Annotated in this window: 14 protein-coding genes and 1 pseudogene; 11 read left to right on the top strand and 4 right to left on the bottom strand. The window is 59.7% G+C overall.

What is annotated here, in order from left to right; all coding sequences use genetic code 11:
* The first annotated feature begins 85 nt into the window (after positions 1 to 85).
* The 9 genes from ACXAIC_RS13560 (at position 86) to ACXAIC_RS13520 (ending at position 12,141) form a co-directional block, all read left to right on the top strand.
* Complete coding sequence (locus tag ACXAIC_RS13560; protein WP_475179824.1) at positions 86 to 952, top strand: helix-turn-helix domain-containing protein; 867 nt, start codon at positions 86 to 88, stop codon at positions 950 to 952.
* A 421-nt stretch (positions 953 to 1,373) separates the two neighbouring features.
* Positions 1,374 to 1,919, top strand: coding sequence for a heme NO-binding domain-containing protein (locus ACXAIC_RS13555; RefSeq protein ID WP_475179818.1), 546 nt, complete (start codon positions 1,374 to 1,376; stop codon positions 1,917 to 1,919).
* Positions 1,889 to 3,379 carry a two-component system sensor histidine kinase NtrB gene (locus ACXAIC_RS13550; RefSeq protein ID WP_475179813.1) on the top strand — a complete coding sequence of 497 codons (1,491 nt, stop codon included), beginning with the start codon at positions 1,889 to 1,891 and terminating at the stop codon, positions 3,377 to 3,379. The genes ACXAIC_RS13555 and ACXAIC_RS13550 overlap by 31 nt, the downstream gene beginning before the upstream one ends.
* Positions 3,380 to 3,637: 258 nt before the next feature.
* Positions 3,638 to 5,695 (top strand): putative bifunctional diguanylate cyclase/phosphodiesterase, encoded by a 2,058-nt coding sequence (locus ACXAIC_RS13545; protein ID WP_475179807.1) that lies wholly within the window; start codon positions 3,638 to 3,640, stop codon positions 5,693 to 5,695.
* Positions 5,696 to 5,804: 109 nt separating this feature from the next.
* Complete coding sequence (locus ACXAIC_RS13540) at positions 5,805 to 6,794, top strand: DNA-binding response regulator (RefSeq protein WP_475179803.1); 990 nt, start codon at positions 5,805 to 5,807, stop codon at positions 6,792 to 6,794.
* 174 nt (positions 6,795 to 6,968) lie between these two features.
* Positions 6,969 to 7,988, top strand: coding sequence for a response regulator (locus ACXAIC_RS13535; RefSeq protein WP_475179798.1), 1,020 nt, complete (start codon positions 6,969 to 6,971; stop codon positions 7,986 to 7,988).
* Positions 7,985 to 9,205 (top strand): HD domain-containing phosphohydrolase, encoded by a 1,221-nt coding sequence (locus ACXAIC_RS13530; RefSeq protein WP_475179794.1) that lies wholly within the window; start codon positions 7,985 to 7,987, stop codon positions 9,203 to 9,205. The genes ACXAIC_RS13535 and ACXAIC_RS13530 overlap by 4 nt, the downstream gene beginning before the upstream one ends.
* A 102-nt stretch (positions 9,206 to 9,307) precedes the next feature.
* The gene (locus tag ACXAIC_RS13525; protein ID WP_475179791.1) at positions 9,308 to 10,204 is read left to right on the top strand and encodes a phosphate/phosphite/phosphonate ABC transporter substrate-binding protein; all 897 of its coding nucleotides are present in this window, start codon (positions 9,308 to 9,310) and stop codon (positions 10,202 to 10,204) included.
* Positions 10,189 to 12,141 carry a sensor histidine kinase gene (locus tag ACXAIC_RS13520; protein ID WP_475179786.1) on the top strand — a complete coding sequence of 651 codons (1,953 nt, stop codon included), beginning with the start codon at positions 10,189 to 10,191 and terminating at the stop codon, positions 12,139 to 12,141. Before ACXAIC_RS13525 ends, ACXAIC_RS13520 begins: the two co-directional genes overlap by 16 nt.
* Before the next feature lie 264 nt (positions 12,142 to 12,405).
* Here ACXAIC_RS13520 and ACXAIC_RS13515 read toward each other — a convergent pair.
* The 4 genes and pseudogenes from ACXAIC_RS13515 to ACXAIC_RS13500 form a co-directional block, all read right to left on the bottom strand.
* Positions 12,406 to 13,115: pseudogene (locus ACXAIC_RS13515) on the bottom strand (IS6 family transposase).
* Between the two features lie 115 nt (positions 13,116 to 13,230).
* Positions 13,231 to 15,555, bottom strand: coding sequence for a methyl-accepting chemotaxis protein (locus tag ACXAIC_RS13510; protein ID WP_475179783.1), 2,325 nt, complete (start codon positions 15,553 to 15,555; stop codon positions 13,231 to 13,233).
* Positions 15,556 to 15,610: 55 nt separating this feature from the next.
* Positions 15,611 to 15,979, bottom strand: coding sequence for a response regulator (locus tag ACXAIC_RS13505; RefSeq protein ID WP_475179779.1), 369 nt, complete (start codon positions 15,977 to 15,979; stop codon positions 15,611 to 15,613).
* A gap of 30 nt (positions 15,980 to 16,009) precedes the next feature.
* Positions 16,010 to 17,191, bottom strand: a complete 1,182-nt coding sequence (locus ACXAIC_RS13500) for an ATP-binding protein (protein ID WP_475179774.1) — start codon at positions 17,189 to 17,191, stop codon at positions 16,010 to 16,012.
* Between the two features lie 574 nt (positions 17,192 to 17,765).
* Between ACXAIC_RS13500 and ACXAIC_RS13495 the strand changes: the two genes are divergently transcribed.
* Positions 17,766 to 18,785 (top strand): hypothetical protein, encoded by a 1,020-nt coding sequence (locus ACXAIC_RS13495; RefSeq protein ID WP_475179770.1) that lies wholly within the window; start codon positions 17,766 to 17,768, stop codon positions 18,783 to 18,785.
* 93 nt (positions 18,786 to 18,878) lie between these two features.
* Positions 18,879 to 19,430 (top strand): invasion associated locus B family protein, encoded by a 552-nt coding sequence (locus tag ACXAIC_RS13490; protein ID WP_475179767.1) that lies wholly within the window; start codon positions 18,879 to 18,881, stop codon positions 19,428 to 19,430.
* Positions 19,431 to 19,692: the final 262 nt, after the last annotated feature.

Raw genomic sequence — 19,692 nt, 5'->3', positions numbered from 1 at the left:
CCTTGGTATCGGGAGATGCAGCCCCTGTCAGATCCATGCTAGCGCCCTCGGGGCTAGATCGAAATGAAGGCTATCAAACAAAAACATGGAGAAAAACGAACAAAGTCTGTTTTCACGCATGCCGGTTCAGGCCCTGACGCTCCGCCTGGCCCGCACCCCCATCCGCATGCAGCACTCCAGAAGCTGGCGTATCAACAAGGTCAATCCGGTGCATGATCTCGTATTCTGTCTGAGCGGCTGCGCCCGGTATGAGATCGCGCACGAGAGCATCTGCCTGAAGGAAGGCGAAGCCATGATCCTTTATGCCCGGGAGCGGTTCCGGGGCACCAATACGGGCGAAGGAGGCTATACGGGCGTTGCCCAGCATTTCACGCTCGGCCTGTTCGGCCGGGCCGATCTTCTTGATCAGATGACCCTGGCTCGCACCGCTCCTTTGAAAAACTGGGCCGTGCTGCGCCCATTGATCAGTCATTACCGCGAGACGGCGGCCACGATCAGCCCGACCCTGGCGCAACACCACCAGTTTATGGTGCTGCTGCTGGCCTTTCTGGACGATGCGTTTCTGGGCTGGCGGGAGGATGTGGATCTGCTGGCAAGCCAGGGGCAGCTGTCCCTGCAGATCATGCTGCTGGCCTCGCGTCTCGCCGCCGATCCGCTGAAACCCGGCGGCCTGAACGAGGCGCTGGCCGAGGTTCCCTATAACCGGGACTATTTCCGCCGCGCCTTCCGCGAGCGCATCGGCATGACGCCGCAAAAATTTCTTGAGCTGAAACGCATGGAATATGCGGTCCACCGGTTGGGTCTTGGCCAGACGGTCAAGGAGACCGCCGCCGAGTTGGGCTATTCGGACCCCTATTTTTTCTCGCGCATGTTCAAGCACTATATCGGCACCAGCCCCTCCAGCTACCGCCTGTTGCGCACGAAGCGGTCGGGCTACCGATATGCGGAGTAAGGAGGCTTTGATCCGGCGCCTCCCTTTGACGTGGGAGAACCGTTTGACGAAATCCACGTTCGCCGCAGGCCGCCGCCTGCGCCGGGAACTGGTGGCCGGTTTGATCCTCGCTCGGAGCCTCCCCCGGCCCCTCCCCAGCCCCGGGGAGGACGCGCTTGGTCCCTTCGGCTTCAGGCTGAGCTCCGGAAACCGGACATCCCGTTTTCAAACGGCTGTCAGCACGCCCCCAGCCGTCTCAAGAGCTGCGGGACTTTGATTTGCCATCAGCACGCCAAGCTTCCCCTTAGTCAATTATTAAGGCTATTCCTTTGTCCTGAGATACAGCCGCCGATTGCGGCCGCTTTTTTCTCTGCAATCCCCAGATGGGGATGGGCAGCGCGGCCCGTGCAGACTAAAGGCAGATGCGCTTGAGGAGAGACCCATGAAAGGCATTGTCTTCAACGAGTTTTTTACCCTGGTTGATGAGGCCTTCGGTCCGGACATGACCGAAACCATTATCATGGAAGCGGATTTGCCCAATGACGGCGCCTATACGGGGGTCGGTTATTACGACACCGCAGAGATGGTGCGGCTCGTCAAGGCCTTGAGCGCGCGCAGCGGCTTGCCCGTGCCCGAACTGTTGAAGACCTTCGGCAAACATCTGCTCGGCAGTTTTGTGACCGGGCATGAGACGTATTTTGCCTCCTGCACCAGCACGTTTGAATTTGTCAGCTCCATTGAGGAACAGATCCATGTGGATGTTCTGAAACTCTACCCGGATGCGGAATTGCCGAAACTGACCGCCAGCCCGGTCTCAGAGACAGAAATGACCCTGGACTACCGTTCCAGCCGGCGCATGGCAGACCTTGCCGAAGGGCTGTTATGGGGGGCCATCGGCCATTATGGCGAAGACATCGGCATTGCACGCACCGAGCTGCCCGACCAGGACGGCGACCAGTGTACCCGCTTCACCTTGATGAGGAGGTGACCCTGAAAGAGCTCTCCTATGACATGCTGGTCCGGCGGCTGGAGCGGGAAAAAAAAGCCCGCCTTGCGGCTGAGACCCTGCTGGAGGAAAAGAGCCTGGAGCTCTACGAGGCCAACCGGGACCTTGCGGCTGCCGCTGCCAAGCTGGAGCGGGAACGTTCGCTCCTCAGCGCCGTTTTCGACGCCCGCCCGGCGGGTCTTGTGCTGACGGACAGCGCCCTGCGGCTGGTGCGGATGAACCCGGCCGCGCGCAGTTTTTTCGGCCTTGACGGGGAGGTCCTGCCCGAGGCCGAACTGACCGATTTTCTGACCGGTGAAGATCGGGCCTATGCCTGGATCCGGGCTCGTTCCGGCCAGGAGCCCGTGTTTGACGACACCACCATGGACTTGACCGTCAACCAGCGCGAGGGGGAGGAAATCCCGGTGCGCATGTCCTGTTCCCCCATCGGTCAAGGCGAATTGCGCCTTTGGATCCTGCTGGACATCCGCCGTCACCTGGCGATTGAAGCCGAACGCCAGCTTCTGGAACAAAGCCTCAATCAGGCTCAGAAGATGGAGGCGCTGGGCACATTGGCGAGTGGCGTGGCCCATGAGATCAACACCCCGATCCAGTATGTCGGCGACAATGTGCGCTTCATGCAGGAAGTACATGAGGCCGCCGGGGCTGTGATGACCGCCTATGACGCCCTGACCCAGGCTGCCAAGGGCACCAGCGGCCTGGAGGAACTTGTCCAAGCCGTTGAGGACCAGCGGACAGAAACCGACATCGCGTTCCTGATGGAAGAAGCTCCCGTGGCCCTGGACCAGTCCCTTCACGGACTGCAGCAGGTGGCCTCGATTGTCTCGGCCATTCGGGAATTCTCCCACCCGGGCGAAACCGAACTGAAGCCGATCGACATCAATCTGGTTCTGGAAACCACCATGTCGGTGTCCCGCAACAGCTGGAAACACGTGGCGGAGATTGACCGGCACTTTGCTGTGGATCTGCCTGATGTCATGGGCCAGCCCGGGGATCTGCATCAGGTGTTCCTGAACCTGATCGGCAATGCCACCGATGCCATTGAAGACAGCGCGCCAGCCGGTGGCGGTGTGATCCGCATCGAGACCCGGCGGAACGGCTCCTGGATCGAAATTTCCATTGCCGACAACGGCGCAGGCATTGACGCGCAGACACGCAGCCGGATCTTTGATCCGTTTTTCACCACCAAGGAACCGGGCAAGGGCACCGGCCAGGGTCTGGCGATCGTCTACAAGATCGTGCACGTGAAACATGGCGGCCGCATTGAAGTTGACAGCACACCCGGAAAAGGCACCACCTTCACCGTGAAGCTGCCGGTCACCCCACAACAGACCGGTGTCCCGCAGGCTCGCGCGTCTTCCGGGCAGATGGTCCCCGCACCTCCCGCAAAAGAGCAGCCGGAGGATGCCGGGGACGCCCTCTCCGGTGAATTTATCGGCTAGAGCATCGTGCGATAAGTCTGCACCATTTAACCGGATCTGCTTTGTCTGTTGCGTCGACCTCTCTCATATCAGGCCGCGATAGACAAAGCCGATGAAACGCGATTTGCTCCAAGGCACGCCACCGCCCTGCAAGGTCTTGTCACAAACCACCAGTCCCCAAATGAGGATATCGCACCAGGCGGCACTGATGCAAAGTTGCAGTCAGCTGCCACCTCTTGACGCCCCGGGAGCGCAGCTCTGGCCGAAAGGACAAGCCGGATGTTGTTCGCCAAACGCTTTTTCAGAGCCGCTCCCCTGGCCTGGATTACTTTGCCCGCACTGGCCGGGGCCGCGTTCCTGTGGGGCGCAAGCCTGCTGGTGGCGGACATGGCCAATGCCCTGAAAAGCCAGTCGGACAGTCATGAATTGCTGGCCTACCTGTCCCAGGGGCGTCACCAGCTTGAACACCTGGAACGGGATCTGGCAGCATTGGCCGAAGGCCCCGCCGGACCTTCCGGAAACCGGCAGAGCTCAATTCTGGAGATCCAGACCCTTTACCAGTCGCTTGTGGACAGTCTTCAAGTCGCCGGGAACGGCGGACCGGACGCTCAAACACACCTCCAGAGCCAGAGCCAGAGCCAGACCCATCAAGCGCTCGTGGCCCTCACAGACACGATCAGAACCGACCTTCAGGCTCTACGCCCCGCGTTCGCGGCGCTGGGACAAAACCATCCGCAAGATACGGCAGCGCATCTGACCGCCGCCCTCAACGCCATCCGGGCGCATATGGAGCCTGCCGACTGGCATCTGATTCAGGCCATCACGCAGGAAAGCCAATCGCATATCGACAAGCGGGCCGCATTTCAGCTGGCCCTGGTCGCGGGGCTGACCGCTGCCGCGCTTCTGCTTCTGGCTGTCAGCCTTGTGCTGGGAACACGGCTGAAAAAGCAATGCGCCGCTCTGCGCCAATACGCTCAAAAAACCAACAGGGTCCAGCTCACGGACGGCTTGACCGAACTGCCCAACCGGTATGCTTTTTTGCAGATGATTGAAGAAGCTTCCCAGCCCCGCCAAATCGAAGGCCCCCGCAGGTGCCCTGACGGCGGCGCTGTACCGGATGGCTGGGGCATTGTGGTTCTGAAACTCAGCGGGCTGAAGCGCGTCAATATCCAGTTCGGCTATTCTTACGGTGATGATGTGATCGCCCGGCTCGGTGCCGATCTGTCCGGCTATGTGCGCGAACTGGACGGGCGCAACCGGATTGCCCGCACGGGCAGCGTAGAGTTCTCCTTCCTGATCCATGACATCACCAGCGAAGAGGAACTGGCTGTTCTCGCCCATATGCTGCTTGCCATTGTTGCTGTGCCGGTGGAGCGGCACGCGATCGCTGTGACGCTGGACGGTTATGCGGGGATTGCCACCAGCCAAGCGGAAGGGCTCGACTCCAGGGAGCTGGTTCTGCGCGCCGATCTGGCCATGCAGGAGGCGGCCCGCAAGGGGACCAACGAAGTCGCCCGGTTCTCACAGCCGCTTCAGGCCGGTCAGATCCGCCGCCGCAAGATCGAAGACACCCTGAGGGGCGCAATCGAGACCAACCAGATTTATCCCGTCTATCAGCCGCAATTCGACATGATGAGCGGCGAGATGGTGGGCATGGAAGCCCTGGCCCGGTGGAACAGCCCGGAGTTCGGCATGGTCCCGCCCCTGGAGTTTATCGAGGCCGCCGAGCGGGTCGGCGGCATTCTTGAAATCGGCCGCCACATTCTGCAAAGAGCCTGCGAGGATGTGGTCACCATGCGTGGTACTCCGAGTGTTTCCGTCAACCTCTCGGTCCTGCAGATTGTTCAGGACGATGTGCCAGCCTTTGCCCGCCAGGTTCTGGACGAAACTGGCCTAGAGCCCGTCCGGCTGAAGCTGGAAGTGACCGAATCCGTCCTGATCAGCGATGGCCGGCGGGTGCATGACACCCTGACACAGCTCAAGCGCCTCGGCATCTCCATTTCCCTGGACGATTTCGGCACAGGCTATTCCGCCCTCTCCTATCTGACGGATTTCGACTGGGACGAACTCAAGATCGACCGCAGCTTCGTGGCCAAGGCCCTCAACTGCGACAAGGCCCGGCATGTGGCGACAACCGTGGGCGCCCTGGCGGGCAAGATGGATGCCTGCCTGACGGTGGAAGGGATCGAAACCTCCCCGCAACGGGACCTGTTCGCCGCCATCGGCTACCGGGTTGCACAAGGCTATTTTTACGCCAAACCCATGGATTTCCGCGACCTGAATGCATCTCCCTACATCCTCACCTCCAGAAATACGCATTGTAATATTTATCAATAACTCAACGGAATAAATTTATCTGAATGAGAATTAGAATTTAAAATCAAATTATACTTTTGAAAAATTGAACATATACACTTGCTTTACTTTGTGTGACTACGGTAGCCACATGAGTGCAGCAAGACAGCGAATTCTGTTCGTCGATGACGAAGCCATGATGCTGAGCTCCCTGCAGCGGGTGCTCCGGTCCCAGCACGTGTGCTGGGATATGGTGTTTGAGACCGATCCGGTTGCCGCAATCGAGCGGGCCCGGAGCGAAGACTTCGATGTGGTTGTCAGCGATCTGCGCATGCCCCATCTGACCGGCATCGAGATGATCGACCGGATGCGGAAGGAAGAAGCCTCAGACCGCGAATATATTCTCCTGACCGGCAATGCGGATCTGGCCTCTGCCATTGATGCGATCAACAGGTCCGGCGTCTTCCGGTTCCTGACCAAGCCCTGTGCCGCCGAAAGCCTGATCGAGGCGATTGAGGTGGCCCTGTCTGCCATCAAGACCCGCAAGGAGCAGCCGGGTCATATGGCCACGGCGGCTCTCTCTGCCATGGCGCCTGCGGTTGCCGTGGTCGATGGCACCAGCCGGATCGTCTATTACAATGACAGTGCCGATGAGGTGCTGAAGTCCCACAAGGGCATTGTGGTGGACCGGAACGGCGCCCTTGCGGTCAACGCGCCCGGCGCCCGCAGCGAATTCAAGGCCGCCGTTCAAAAAGCAGCCGAAGAAATGGACTCCGTTCCAAAATTCGTCTCCCTGTCCGACCCGGACGATCTGGAGCCCCTGACCGCCGTCATCATGCCTGTCGGCCAGAAGCGGGTTGCCGTCATGTTCACGGTGCCCGGCCGCTATGCGCCGCCGAGTGTTGAAAGCCTAGTAGACCTGTTCGGCCTGACCCAGGTCGAAGCGGTGATTGCCCAGACTATCGCCAGTGGCGGCACCGTGGAGGAGGCTGCGGGCAACTGCAACGTGACCCAGGAAACGGCCCGCACCTATCTGAAGCGCATCTTCCAGAAGACCGGTGTCCGGCGCCAGGTGGATTTGGTGCAACTGATCCTGACAACACCGGCCGCCTTGGTCCGGCCCCGCGCAGCATCTCTTTAAAGCACTTAAATATATACCTAAATTCCGCCACTCCACGTGCTAGGCGTGCTGGAACTGCGAAGAAATTTCAAAAAAACAAGCCCGATAGAGATCCTGTACCCAAATGGGGATACTCGGGAGCTGCTCCAATTCGTAAGGTCCATGCCAGAAACGTTCAAACGCATGAGACCCGGCATGACCCGCAAAGTGAGCATACTGTTTGTCGATGACGAGCCCAACATCCTGAAGGCCGTCCGCCGGCATGTGCGCCATTACCGGGACCAGTGGGACATGCATTTTGCCTATGGCGGCGTGGACGCGGTCAAGGTGATCACCCGTGAAACCGTCGATATCCTCGTCACGGATATGCGCATGCCGGAAGTGGATGGCTCGCAGCTGCTGGAATGGATTTCCGGCCACCATCCCCAGATTATCCGCATTGTGCTGTCGGGTGAAGCCAAACAAGACGAGATTTACCGTATCGTCGGCCGCAGTCACCGCTTTCTGGCAAAGCCGTGCTCGCCGGAAGCCATCATCTCCGTCATCAAGGACATTGTCGATGCCCAGCTGCATGACCAGCTGGAAAACGGCATCTTCAAACTGTCCGTCCTGGACACCCTGTGCTCGCCTAAGGGCCTGTTCAAGAATCTGACCAGCGCCCTTGAGGCGGAGGAGCCGGGCATTGACCACATCGCCGGACTTGTCCGCAAGGATCCGAGCCTGTCCCTGCGCCTGCTGCAGTTGTGCAATTCCGCCTATTTCAAACAACCCGTGCCGACTTGCAGCATTCGCAAGGCGGTCGGGTATGTCGGCCTCGATCGGTTGCGGGAACTGATCGAGGCCGGCAGGCTGGGGCAGGAATGCTGCTCTGAAGACCTGCACGGGTTTGCACCTGAAGACGCGCACCATCTGGCAGAGGACTCCAAGGCGCGTTGCCTTGAGCTGACCCAGGATACGGAAGCCGCTGCAGCTGCGTTCCTGCTTGGAATAAGCCTGCGCTCCGGCGCGGTCGGCTCGGCCGGAACGCTGGCCCAGGCGGCAAAACGGGTTGCCTTTCTCACGGTCCTGTTCGGGCTGCCGGCGGGCCTTAGCACCGCCCTTCAGCAACTCGCGGACACCAGCCCGTCGGCACCGACCGGCGCATGGCCCCAGCTGATTGCCGAGGCCGTGGCCAGGCAACACACCCCGTCATCGAAGAATGAGGTTGCAGCATGAGCGAGAACCGCAAAGTCCTTCTCGTCGATGACGAGATCCATGTCCTGCACGCGGCCAACCGCGTTCTGCGCAAAAGCGTGGACGTGACCATGGTCAACAGCCCGCAGGATGCCCTTGAAAAAATAAAAACCGAGGGCCCCTTTGCCGTCGTGGTCAGCGACCAGAACATGCCTGGTATGGACGGCATCAGACTGCTTGGTCTTATCTCAAAAAAAGCCCCATCGACCACGCGGATCATGCTGACCGGCAACAACGACCAGAAAACGGCGGTCAACGCCGTCAATGACGGGCGCATTTTCCGGTTTATCGGAAAGCCCTGCAACTCGGAAATGCTCCTGAAAGTGATCGAGGAGGGGATCGAGTTCCACCAGACGCTCGCCGCAGAGCGGGAGCTGCTGGAACAGACCCTGTCGGGAAGTATCAAGATGCTGGTTGACATCATCGCGATCTCCCGGCCGCGGGCCCATGTCCGCGCCTCGATCATCCAGCGCTGGGCCCGCAAAGTGACCAAGACCCTCGGCATGCGCCCCTCGCTGGAACAGGGCATTTCCGCCATGCTTTGCACCCTTGGCTACCTGACGCTGCCAGATGCCCTGGCCGACCGCTATTTCAACGGTGATGATCTGTCTCCGGAGGAAAAGCGCCAGGTCAACGAGGCGGTGGCCCAGGCCCGGGACCTTGTTTTGAATATCCCCCGCATGGAGGGCATCGCCGAGGCGATTTACTACTGCCGCAAGGGCTTTGACGGCAGCGGGTTCCCCTATGACGACATTGCCGGGGAGAACCTTCCAGAAGCCTCAGGCGTCTTGTGCGCCCTGATCGATCTGGCAGAGATTGCCACCGGCGATCAGCCCGATTTTGAGGCCTGCATGAACGAGCTTGAGCGCAATGCGCCGCGCTATGACCCGAAAATTCTGGAGGCGATGCGCCAGGTGCTCGGCGGCGACCAGGTGTTTGCCGGCAGCGTGGAAGCGGTGCGCAAGAAGGTGCCCGCGAACCAGCTTCTGGGCGGCGACATTCTGGCCTCTGATATCCGGGACGGCGAAGGCCGCTTGCTGCTGGCGGCCGGCAGCCAGCTGAGCGCCATCACGATCAAAAGGCTGCGGGCTTTGCCCACGCTGAATGCGTCCGAGACCTCCATTGAGGTCTGGCGTCAGGCCGCCACTGCCATGGCGGCCGGGGAAACGGCGGGTGAGACGGCCACCCCCGTTTCCTAATTCTTAACCAACAATACGAGGAGGAGGAGATTATATCCCTAAATGGGGATCGTGACGCAGGGTTCTTAGTGGCATCAATGGTGAAAACCGGAGGTAAGTGTCATGAAAAACCCTATCGACTTGATTGTACCACTGAAGAAAACTCGGCTGCAGGCTCTGAAACAGATCTTTCTGTCAGGTGCTGCAGCCTTTTTCTTGTCCGGCGTCCCGCAGGCTTCCGCAGAAAAAGTTTACACCTTTGGCGTTGTGCCCCAGCAATCCGCCACGCGGCTTGCCCAGGTCTGGGTTCCGTTTCTCAAAGAGCTGGAACGCCAGACCGGCTACAAGCTGAAATTCACCACAGCAAAAGACATTCCGACCTTTGAGGCCTGCCTCTCTGAGCGGGCGTATGACTTTGCCTATATGAACCCGTATCACTATACGGTCGTCCATCAGAGCGCAGGCTATGAAGCCTTTGCCCATCAGGCGGACAAGAAGCTGAAAGGCATTCTCGTTGCCCGGGCCGACAGCAGCATCGAGGCACTAACGGACCTGAACGGCCAGAAGATCGCATTCCCCTCCCCGGCCGCGTTTGGCGCCAGCGTGGTGCCCCGGGCCGAATTGTCCGCCGATCAGGTCGACTTCGAACCCCTTTACGTGAAATCGCACGACTCGGTCTACCGGGCGGTTGCCCTGGGCCTGGTGGCCGCGGGTGGGGGCGTGGTGCGCACCTTCGGCAATGTGCCGCAGGATCTCCAATCGCAGCTGCGGGTCTTCTACAAGACCGCTGCCTACACCCCCCATGCCTTTGCAGCCTCCGCCAATGTGGATGCGGACGCGCGCGCCACACTGGCTGAGGCCATGATCGCCCTCAAAGACGAGGCCCTATTGGGCCCGCTCGGCATGACCGGCTTTGTTCCGGCGGGCAACAGCACCTGGGATGATGTGCGGGCGCTCAACTTAAGTTCCAGCCAGACCCAGATCGCTTCTGCGGGAGAAGAGACATGTCATTCAAACTAAAGACCATTCTGGGCATTGCGCTCATTGAGATCCTCGTTCTTGGCATTCTGGTGGTGACCAGTCTTCAGGACCTTAGATCCTCCAACGAGCAGGAACTGCGCACCCGGGCGGAAACCTCCGTCCGGCTGCTGGCCACCATGACCAGTGACGCGGTGCTGGCCCTTGATCTGGCAACGCTGGACGCGCTTGTGGAGCAGGCGCTGAAAAATCAGGGCCTGCTCTATGTTCAGATCCGCAATTCCAGCGGACTGGTTCTGGCGGAAGGTGGCCCGGTGCCGGCCAGAACCCTGACCCATGGCAATCGCGCTCAGGATCTGGACCTGGAGGATGAGAGCGTCGATGTGGCCGCCCCCATACTGGCGGGCGGGGCCCAGTTCGGCGAGGTGCAAATTGGCCTCTCCACCTCCCTGCTCAATGACGTGGTGGCCGCCGGCACGCGGCGCATGCTGACCATTGCCGGCCTCGAGGTGATCCTGGTGGCCATCTTCGGCTATCTGCTCGGTTCAATCCTGACCCGCCAGCTGACCCAGCTGCGCGACGGGGCCGCCCGGGTGGCCAAAGGCGAGTTCGGCTATCACATGCCCGTACGCGGCAAGGACGAACTGGCCAGCACGGCCCAGTCCTTCAACCAGATGTCGACGGCCCTGGCTAAATTCGCCAAGGTCACGCGTAGTGAGCGGGACGAAGCGGAAGCCGGACGGAAATTCGCCGAAACCCTGTTACACAACGCCATCAACAGCGTGTCTCATGCGATCTTCATCGTGGGAGACAATGGTGAACTGCGCTTCGTCAACCGGGCCGCTCTCAACCTTTACGGCCTGAGCCGGGAGGCCTGCGGCCCAGGCGTGCATTTTGAGGACGTGCTCCTCAAGGCCTATGCCGCCACGCCCGTTCAGGACTCGCTGGCCCAGACCGAAGCTGTTCAGGACCGGCTCACCCGTCTTGAAGCCGAAGGCATCCAGACCTGGCAAAGCACCTGGAGCGAAGACAGGGTGCTGCTGCACACGCAGCGGCCCATAGCCTCCGGCGGCTTTGTCATGGTCGACACGGATATCACCGAACTCTACGAGGCGAATGAGAAAAACCGCCGTCTGGAACTGGAACTGATGGAAACCCACAAGCTGGAATCCCTCGGAACCCTGGCGAGCGGCGTCGCCCATGAGATCAACACCCCGACCCAGTTCATCGGCGACAATCTGAAGTTCCTTGGAGAAGCCTTTGACGACCTGAAGAGCTTTGTCGACGAGGCTGGCGGTGCGCTGACAGAGGCCCAGACGGACAAGCTGGAAGAGATCGACTGGGACTTCCTGAAGGACGAGATCCCCTCGGCCCTGACAGAAGCCGCCGAAGGCGTTCAAACCATCGGCAAGATCGTACGGTCCATCAAGGAATTCGCCCATCCGGACGATGCGGAGACATCCGAGACCGACATGATCAAGCTGATCGAAAACGCTCTGACCGTGTCCCGGTCCCAGTGGCGCCACAGCGCGGACCTGACTTTCAGCCCGCCGGAGGAGGAGATGATCGTGCCCTGTTATCCAGGCGACGTCTCCCAGGTGGTGATCAATCTGGTGGTCAATGCGGCCGACGCCATTTCCGAATATTCCCAGTCCCGGGACTATACGGGCGGCAAGGGCGAAATCACCGTCAGCGCCGAAAAGGACGACACCACCTGCACGATCAAGGTGACGGACAATGGCGCCGGGATCGATGAGCAGGCCCTGCGCCGCGTCTTCGACATGTTCTATACTACAAAGCCACCGGGAAAAGGCACCGGACAAGGGCTCGCCATCTGCAAATCCATCGTGGAGATCAAGCACAAGGGCAAGCTCAGCGTTCAGTCCGAACCGGGTAAGGGCAGCACCTTCACCGTTTGTCTGCCGCTCAATCCGGCCCAGGCCAAACAGCCTGAACCGGCCCGCCCCCAGGCCGCGTAAACCGGAACGCCCTCCAACCCAAGCGCAGACAGAACCGGCCCCCTTGCGGGGCCGGTTTTCTGCCGACGCAGGAATTGACCGCTTTGCGCCCCTGTTCGGCCGTTCACGGGGTTTCGGCCCGGCCTGAAAAGCTGTCGCACACCGCAAGCTTTTGCCAGACACACCCAATAAGACCCTTTTCGGCCGTGCCCAGAGAGCGCTCAGCGAAGAGGGCATCGCCAACTTGTTTGGGTCGGCCCGCATGGCTCCCTGTTTTGGCGGATTTCAGGCGTTCATCCCAGCGGTGTAGTCCTGCCATAGGCCGAACGCATCTGCTCTCGCGTGCTGGTATGAGGGCGCGGACAGTTTGCATCGGTGCGGCCGGAAGACCGTGTTGATCTGATCGTGGGCGGACAGAAACTGTTGAGCTTGCCGAGGCGACTTGAAACGGCCCATGATCTTCTCCCGTTTCCGGGCCGGACGATGGGACTTCTCAATCCTGTTGTTCAGCCCTTTGTGAGGGCGATGATCGGCGTCTGGAGCCAGGGCCCGAACCGGCTTGGTGTAGCTGCGCAGCTTGTCCGTTGCCAAGACCCTGGGCTCGCCGTATTGCGCGACCAGTGCACCGAAGAAACGCCTGACAGCCTTTGCATACCGGTGGGATTAAACCAGGATATCGAGCACATCTCCATCGCCGTCAATCGCACGCCAGAGCCAGTATCTCACTCCGCCAATGACGTTCACAGCTTCATCCAGATGCCATTTGGCATTGGGCTTTGGTCTGTCCCGGCGAATGCAGCGCGCGAAGCGCTGGCAAAACCGGTTCACCCATTTGCGGATCGTTTCACGGCTGACACAAAGACCCCGCTCCGCAAGGAGGTCTTCAACATCTGCCGTAGTCAACGCAAACCGGTGATCGGCCCAAACCGCATAGGAGATAATCGATCTGGGAAAGCGCCCCCCTTAAGGTGCGGCAAATCGAAATCCTCAAACATCACAGCGATCTACCAAACCCAAACGCGATCAACAAGTTGGCGATGCCCCGTCGCCAGCCAAAAGAAAACCGGCCCCCAAGAGGGGCCGGCTCGCAAGGCGGACATGTGCTGAATGTCAGGCGGCGGCGTGGAGATGTTGCTCCAGCTCCAGGCGCAGTTTGGCGATGTGATCCCGCTTGAGCGGGAATTGCAGCATGGTGCCGCCCGCTTCCGTCTGGGCGATCCGGGCCTGGATCGGGCCGGACAGGCCGTCGGTAACGAACTCCACCGGCGTTCCCGGCGCGCCACTGAGGACCGTGTCGACAAAGCAGGAGGCCGTCGACACCTTGCGCACCCGCACAGGCACCGTGTCGCGGCCCAGGGTGACACTGCCCTGCCAGTCCACATCATGGATCCGGTAGGTCTCATCATCTCCGCGGCTGGCAATGGCATCCAGGAAGGTCTCGACTTCCGTACCAAGCAGCACAGCTTCATCATAGACCACCGAGCTGCCGGCCTTGACGCTGTCGGCGGTCTCTGCACTGGTGTCGGCGTTGCTTTTCATCAGGGAGACGCTTTCCTGCACCCGCCCGGCATTCTGGGCAACGGTTTCCATGCTGTGGGCGATCTCGGAGGTCGCGTCTTTCTGCTGGCTGACGGAGGCCGCAATGCTGATGGCGGTTTCCGTCACCTCGCCGATGGCGCCATAGATCTCGTTCAGGGACCTTTCCGCCCCTTGGGCCGTTTCCTGAACCGCATTGACCTGTTCGCTGATTTCCGCCGTTGCCTTGGCGGTCTGGGCGGCCAGCTCCTTGACTTCGGACGCCACCACGGCAAAGCCCTTTCCCGCCTCCCCGGCCCGGGCCGCCTCGATGGTTGCGTTCAACGCCAGAAGGTTGGTCTGGTCGGCAATCTCCCGGATCAGATCGACAACACTGGTGATCTGGCCCGACACGTCCAAAAGGCGGTTGAAGTCGTCGCGGGTCTGCTCGGCCTTGGACGAGGCAGACGAGGCAATTTCAGCCGAATGGTCGGCATTGCGCCGGATTTCCTCAATGGAAGAGATCAACTCTTCGGCCGCAGAGGAAACGGTTGCCACCATGTTGGAGGTTTCCGATGCATCCTTGTCGAGCACGGCGGATTGATCCGCCGAGACGGCCGAGATTTCGGTCAGGGACAGGGCCGAGGTAGACATTTGCGACGAGGAGGTGGACATGCGCTGGAAGATGCCCCGGATCGCATTGCCGAAGACACCGATCATCTGATCCAGCTCGTCCCGGCGGCGGGACGCGGTTTCCTCCGTGCGGATCTGCTCTTCGCGCATCTTGTGGCGCTCGACCAAAGCCTCATGGAACACTTTCACGGCCTCGGTCATCTCGGCAATTTCATCTCGGCCCTTCGGCACGTCGATCACCACATCCAGGCGGTTGCTGGTCAGGGACTGCATCACCTCCACAAGGCGGGTCACCGGGCGGCTGATAAGGCGGCCAAGGCCAAAGGCGGTGGCAAAGCCGATGATGAGCCCGGACACGGTGGCGGTGATGGCAAAGATCATCGCGGTTTTCGTCTGCGCGTGCACCTGTTCCTCGATCTTGTGTTCCGCAGTCACTGCAATGGCGTTGATCTCGTCTAGGTCGTGGGAAATGATGCCGGCTTCTTCCACCATGACTTCCTTTTCCAATCGGCGGATATCCGTGTCCAGCACGCGGAACCGGTCCAGCGCTTCCACATAGACATCGAGCTGGTGCAGGGCGTCTTCGATCAGGGTGCGGTCCTCCGCCGAAACATCTGTCAGGGCTTCACTGGTCAGATCCCGGCGGACCCGTTCGATTTCCGAAAGGGCAAAATCGAGGTCATTGTCCTGGTGGGAATAGACAAACCGGTTGGCATGGTCCTTGGCGATCAGCAGATGGATAATGGCGTCGGTTACCATATTGAGCGCCTCTGACGGCTTGCCGTCTTTCACTTCGCTGCCCAGAACATGGTCGAAGACCAGTTGCAATTCGTCCTGCAGGGTTTTGCTTGCCTCCGAGAGGTTGCCGGTGATCAGCTGGTTCTGCTCGTTCCGCTCCTGCGCCAGTTTGAGGAAGTTTTTCCAGTAAATCCTGATGTGCTTTTCGGCATCCTTCAACCGGCGGAGCTCTTCTTCGTCGTGCATGAGCTTCATGTCCTTGACGATCAGAGCCGTTGCCTCTTCATAAGCCTTTTGCGCAGCCGCCATATTGTCCGCCGAAGACACGGAAATGAAGTCCTTCGCCCGGCCTTCCAGCTTGGCGAAGGAGCGCGTGATTTCGCTGGTGGCGGCCAGAACATTGCCCTGAGCGGAAAATTCGGTGAATTCCTCATCAAGAACGCCGAGCGTGAACACAAATGTGCTGCCGAGAAATCCGAGCAGAACAAGCAGTACGCCAAAAGCGCAAAAGAGTTTGTTCATCAGGCGAAGATTGTAGAACCAGGCCATAACTGCCTCCGAAAACTGCGGGAAAAGTGTGGTCCAAAGCGGGATGACCGGCGGCTCAAGCCGCCAGAACGTCGCTGACCGTGGTGAGCAACTGCCCGTTTTCAATCGGCTTGGACAGAACCGCGTCAGACTTCACGACGGCCAGCTTCAGGGCTTCGGCCGCCGTGATACCGGCGCCGCCGCCTGACATGGCAATCACCTTCGGCGCCCGGTGGCCATCCTTGAGGGCAAAGACAACGTCTGTGCCATCCGTGTCCGGCATCATGATGTCGGTGATCACCAGATCGAATGCCTGGGCTCCAGCCAGATCGAGCCCTGCGGCCCCGTCTGCCGCAGCGACAACCGTATGTCCGGCCTTTTCAAGGATCGCGGCCAATGCGCGGCGAACCGCATCTATGTCGTCGATCAAGAGAATATGCGCCATGTGACTACTCCTTACGCGAGGCTGAATGGGTCAATATGCGGGAAAGGTGATCTGGAACCGGCAGCCGAAGCTGCGGGGCGCCCCGTTGGGCAACCCATCGGCAATGGAGACGTCGCCCCCTGCGGCCGCGACAATGGTCCTGACGACGGAAAGGCCCAATCCGGATCCCGTTTCCCGTGTCGTGAAGAAAGGTTTGAAGACTCTCTCCCGGTCATTCTTCTCAATTCCCGGGCCATGGTCAGACACGTTGATCCGGCAGGTACCAGCCGTTTCCGTGTTCGCCTCCAAGACAATGCACCCGGCATTGTCCATGGCCTGGGCTGCATTCTGCACTGTGTTCAAAAGCACCTGGAACAGATTCGTTTCCGACACAGGCAGACGCACGCTTCTGTCCAGCCGGTCGAGATCGACCTTAAGCCTCACCGGAGCCGGGATCAGGATACGCAACAACTTTTCGGCCCGCTCCAGGGCCGCACCGGCCGTCGTAAGGCCGGTCTGCCCCTCCGCAGTTCCCTTTGTCAGCAACAGAAGGCTGTTGGACATCTCCGCCGCTTGCAAGGTGCTCTGAAGCGCGGTTTCCAGATCCTCCCGCGCTTCGGCGCTTGGCAGAGACGGGCCGTGCAGGGCCAACAGGCTAACCACAGGCTGCAGCAGGTTGTTCATCTGGTGGGCAAGAGTGCCGGAGGCCAGTCCAAGGGCTTCCAGCCGGTTTTCACCCCGATCGCGCTCCGCTCGGATTTTCACTTCGGTTATATCGCGCTGAATGCCCAGATAGGCCATCAGCTTGCCATCGCGCCCAAAGATTGGAGTCAACTTCAGCGCATTCAGGAAAGCCTGCCCGTCCTTTCGGTAGTTGAGCAATTCGACATCGACAGCGGATCGGGCTTTCAGGCCGTCGGCGATCGTTTTGACCACCTTGGGGTCCGTCAGAGGACCTTGAAGAAAGCGGCAGTTTTTCCCGATCACCTCTTCGGCCGCATAGCCGGTTGTGCGGGTGAAGGCCGGATTGACGTAAAGAAGCGGCATATCGGGGCGCGTGGCATCCGCAATGCTGATCGTATCCGGTGACGCTTCCATGACTGCGGACAGAAGATCCGGCGCCGCAGCGATCAACTGGCGCAGGGCCGCCTGGCTAGATGGCGGCCTGTCCAGCCCCCCGTCATCTTGCACACGGCCGTTCCGCGCCAGACAGGGGATCTGATGACAGGGCATTTGCTCACCCGCAGACACTGCTGAGTGAGCCTGGCTCCCGCCCAAGGGGATTTGCGTAAACTGGACAACTGCTTCCTGCATACCTTGCCTCCGCTGCAACCTCGCACGGCAAAAGAAATGCAGACAATTTGAATAGAATTCGATCCCCATTTGGGGACTGGAGCGGCCAGCATGCCGTCTCCGGCGCGCAGCCTTTGCGTGAACTACTGCCAAGACTACATGTTTTGCGATAACTTCAAGCGAACGAATACTTCAAATAACGCATCAAAGAGACACAGTCTCAACGGCCTATATCCTCAATAAAATTATACACATACATCGATATGAAAAATATGTGCATTAAATTCACATTTAAAATAAAGTAAAAAAAATTTGCTCCTTAGGTCACTTTAGTACAAAATACCCAGCGTTGATTTAAGTAAATGGCGTTTTTTCCGCCGATACCAAAAAATCTCGAACCTCTCTCCAGGTTCTCGCTGGCGAAACGTCAGCTGTATTTCACTGCGGTCCAGTCGTGTGTGGGGCCGGCATTTGTTCGCAGATTTTAACTTTGAAATATCGTAAGGGGCACAGCATGAGTCTTCTTCCATCCTTCTTCAAATCCGTTCCTGTTAAAACCGTGGCCGCGGGAGCAGGCGCTCTTCTTTTGGCAGCAGGCACCGCGTCAGCATCAGCGATCATCGACAATGGCACCATCCAGCTGGGCGTGGACGACTTCGGCCAGCTGAACGTTTCCGGAGGGACCCCCTCCCCGGTAAGCGGTACTACACCCGTTGGCTTACGGTTCATTCCGACCGGCAACGAGTCCACCTCCCACGGCTGTCTGTGCGAAGGCTGGGGCGTCGGGATTGCTGACAGCGGCGCCAGCGGCAGTGCCAACAATGACTTTGGTGGAGCGAGCGGCCTGTCCCTGGTGTCCTTCGCGTCAACTGCCTCAACGGCGACTTCCGTTGTCGATATGGGCAGCGACCTGCGCGTGACACACGACTTCAAGCCGGCAACGGAGACCTCAAATCTCTACCGTGTGGATGTCACAATCGAAAACACTAGCGGGGCCGCCATTGCGGATCTGAGATACACCCGCACATTCGATTGGGATATCGAACCGGATACATTCAGTGAATTTGTCACCCATGGGGGCGTTGCAGCCGCGTCTTCCGTTCTTCTGGCAGTGGATAACGGGTTTGTAAGTTCCGATCCGTTCGCTGCACGGTCGGAAATTGTAGCCGGCGGCACCGGAGATTTCACGGATCTCGGACCGGCCGACCATGGCTCCAATTTCGATTTCGGATTTGGCGGCCTTGCCGCCGGTGAAAGTTTTTCCTTCGAGATCTTCTACGGCGCCACCACCACTGAGGCCGGCGCGCTTGCCGCCCTGGGCCTCGTTGGCGCAGAAGTGTTTTCCCTTGGCCAGCCTGCCCGGGATGCCGCAGGGACGGGGGCCGGTGGCTCAAATACGTTCATCTTCGGCTTTGCCGGTGTTGGCGGCACTCCGCTGCCCAGCCCCAACCCGATCCCGGTTCCGGCCGCCCTTTGGCTTTTCATGACCGGCATTGCGGGCCTTTACGGAATGCAGCGCTTCAAAAAATCCTAACCTAGCGTAAGCACACAATGGACAGTCACCGCACTTTCGGTGATTGTGGGACGCCCGGCGGGCGTCCCATTCAGTCAACCCAATGGTACCGGCATGATTTCAACGTGTGACTTCTCCCCCGCATCCCTTGTGCAGATCTTTCTGCAGCGGGCCATGCGGTTTCCGGCAGCAGTCTGTCTGGCCGCCTTTTTCTCACTCCTGGCCGCCTTGAGCGCCAATGCCCAGGACAAGCCGGAAACGACTTCCGAGGTCGCAGGCTGGGCCACAGCCTGCAAGATGGGCTCCTGCAGCCTGACCAAGTCCGTTGCCGAAAAATCATCTCAGCAGACATTCCTGTCCCTTTCCGTACTGATCGAGCAGGATGGGCGCAAGCCAGCTCTTCTGATTGCCCTGCCGCTTGGCACCTCTCTTGAGCCGGGCGTTCGTGTCGTTCTGGGAGAAGATGTCTGGAACGTTCCCTTCAGCGCCTGTTTCCCGAACGGTTGCCAGGCGTTGCAGGATCTGAGCGCAGCACAGCTCGATCTTTTGCGCGGCAGCGACAGTGCAGATATTCGCTTCTTTGCGGTCTCATCGGAAGATCCGATCGCGGCAGATGTCAGCCTCTCCGGCCTGGGCGACGCACTGGATTTTGTTCAGAGCAACTGACGGACGCGGAGGCAAACGCAGAGCCAGGCAAATACCCGCCTCGCTTCTCCATCCCCGAGACGTGTTGCGCTCTGGCTCCTGCGGCGTTTCGTCAAGGTCAATCCGGCTTTCCCTTTGCGCTGACCTCTTGGGTTTCAGGCCGCGCAAGAGACCTCCGATTGCGGCTCCACATCTAGAGCATTTCCCAAAAAGTCTGAATCGTCTTGGGTTCCCTTTTGTGGTGAATAGTGATTCAAGCTGAGGGCTGGACAAGGAGGCCAGC

The organism is Roseibium sp. AWQ4_254 (assembly GCF_056161025.1).
This window is presented reverse-complemented; position numbering and strand designations above follow the sequence as displayed.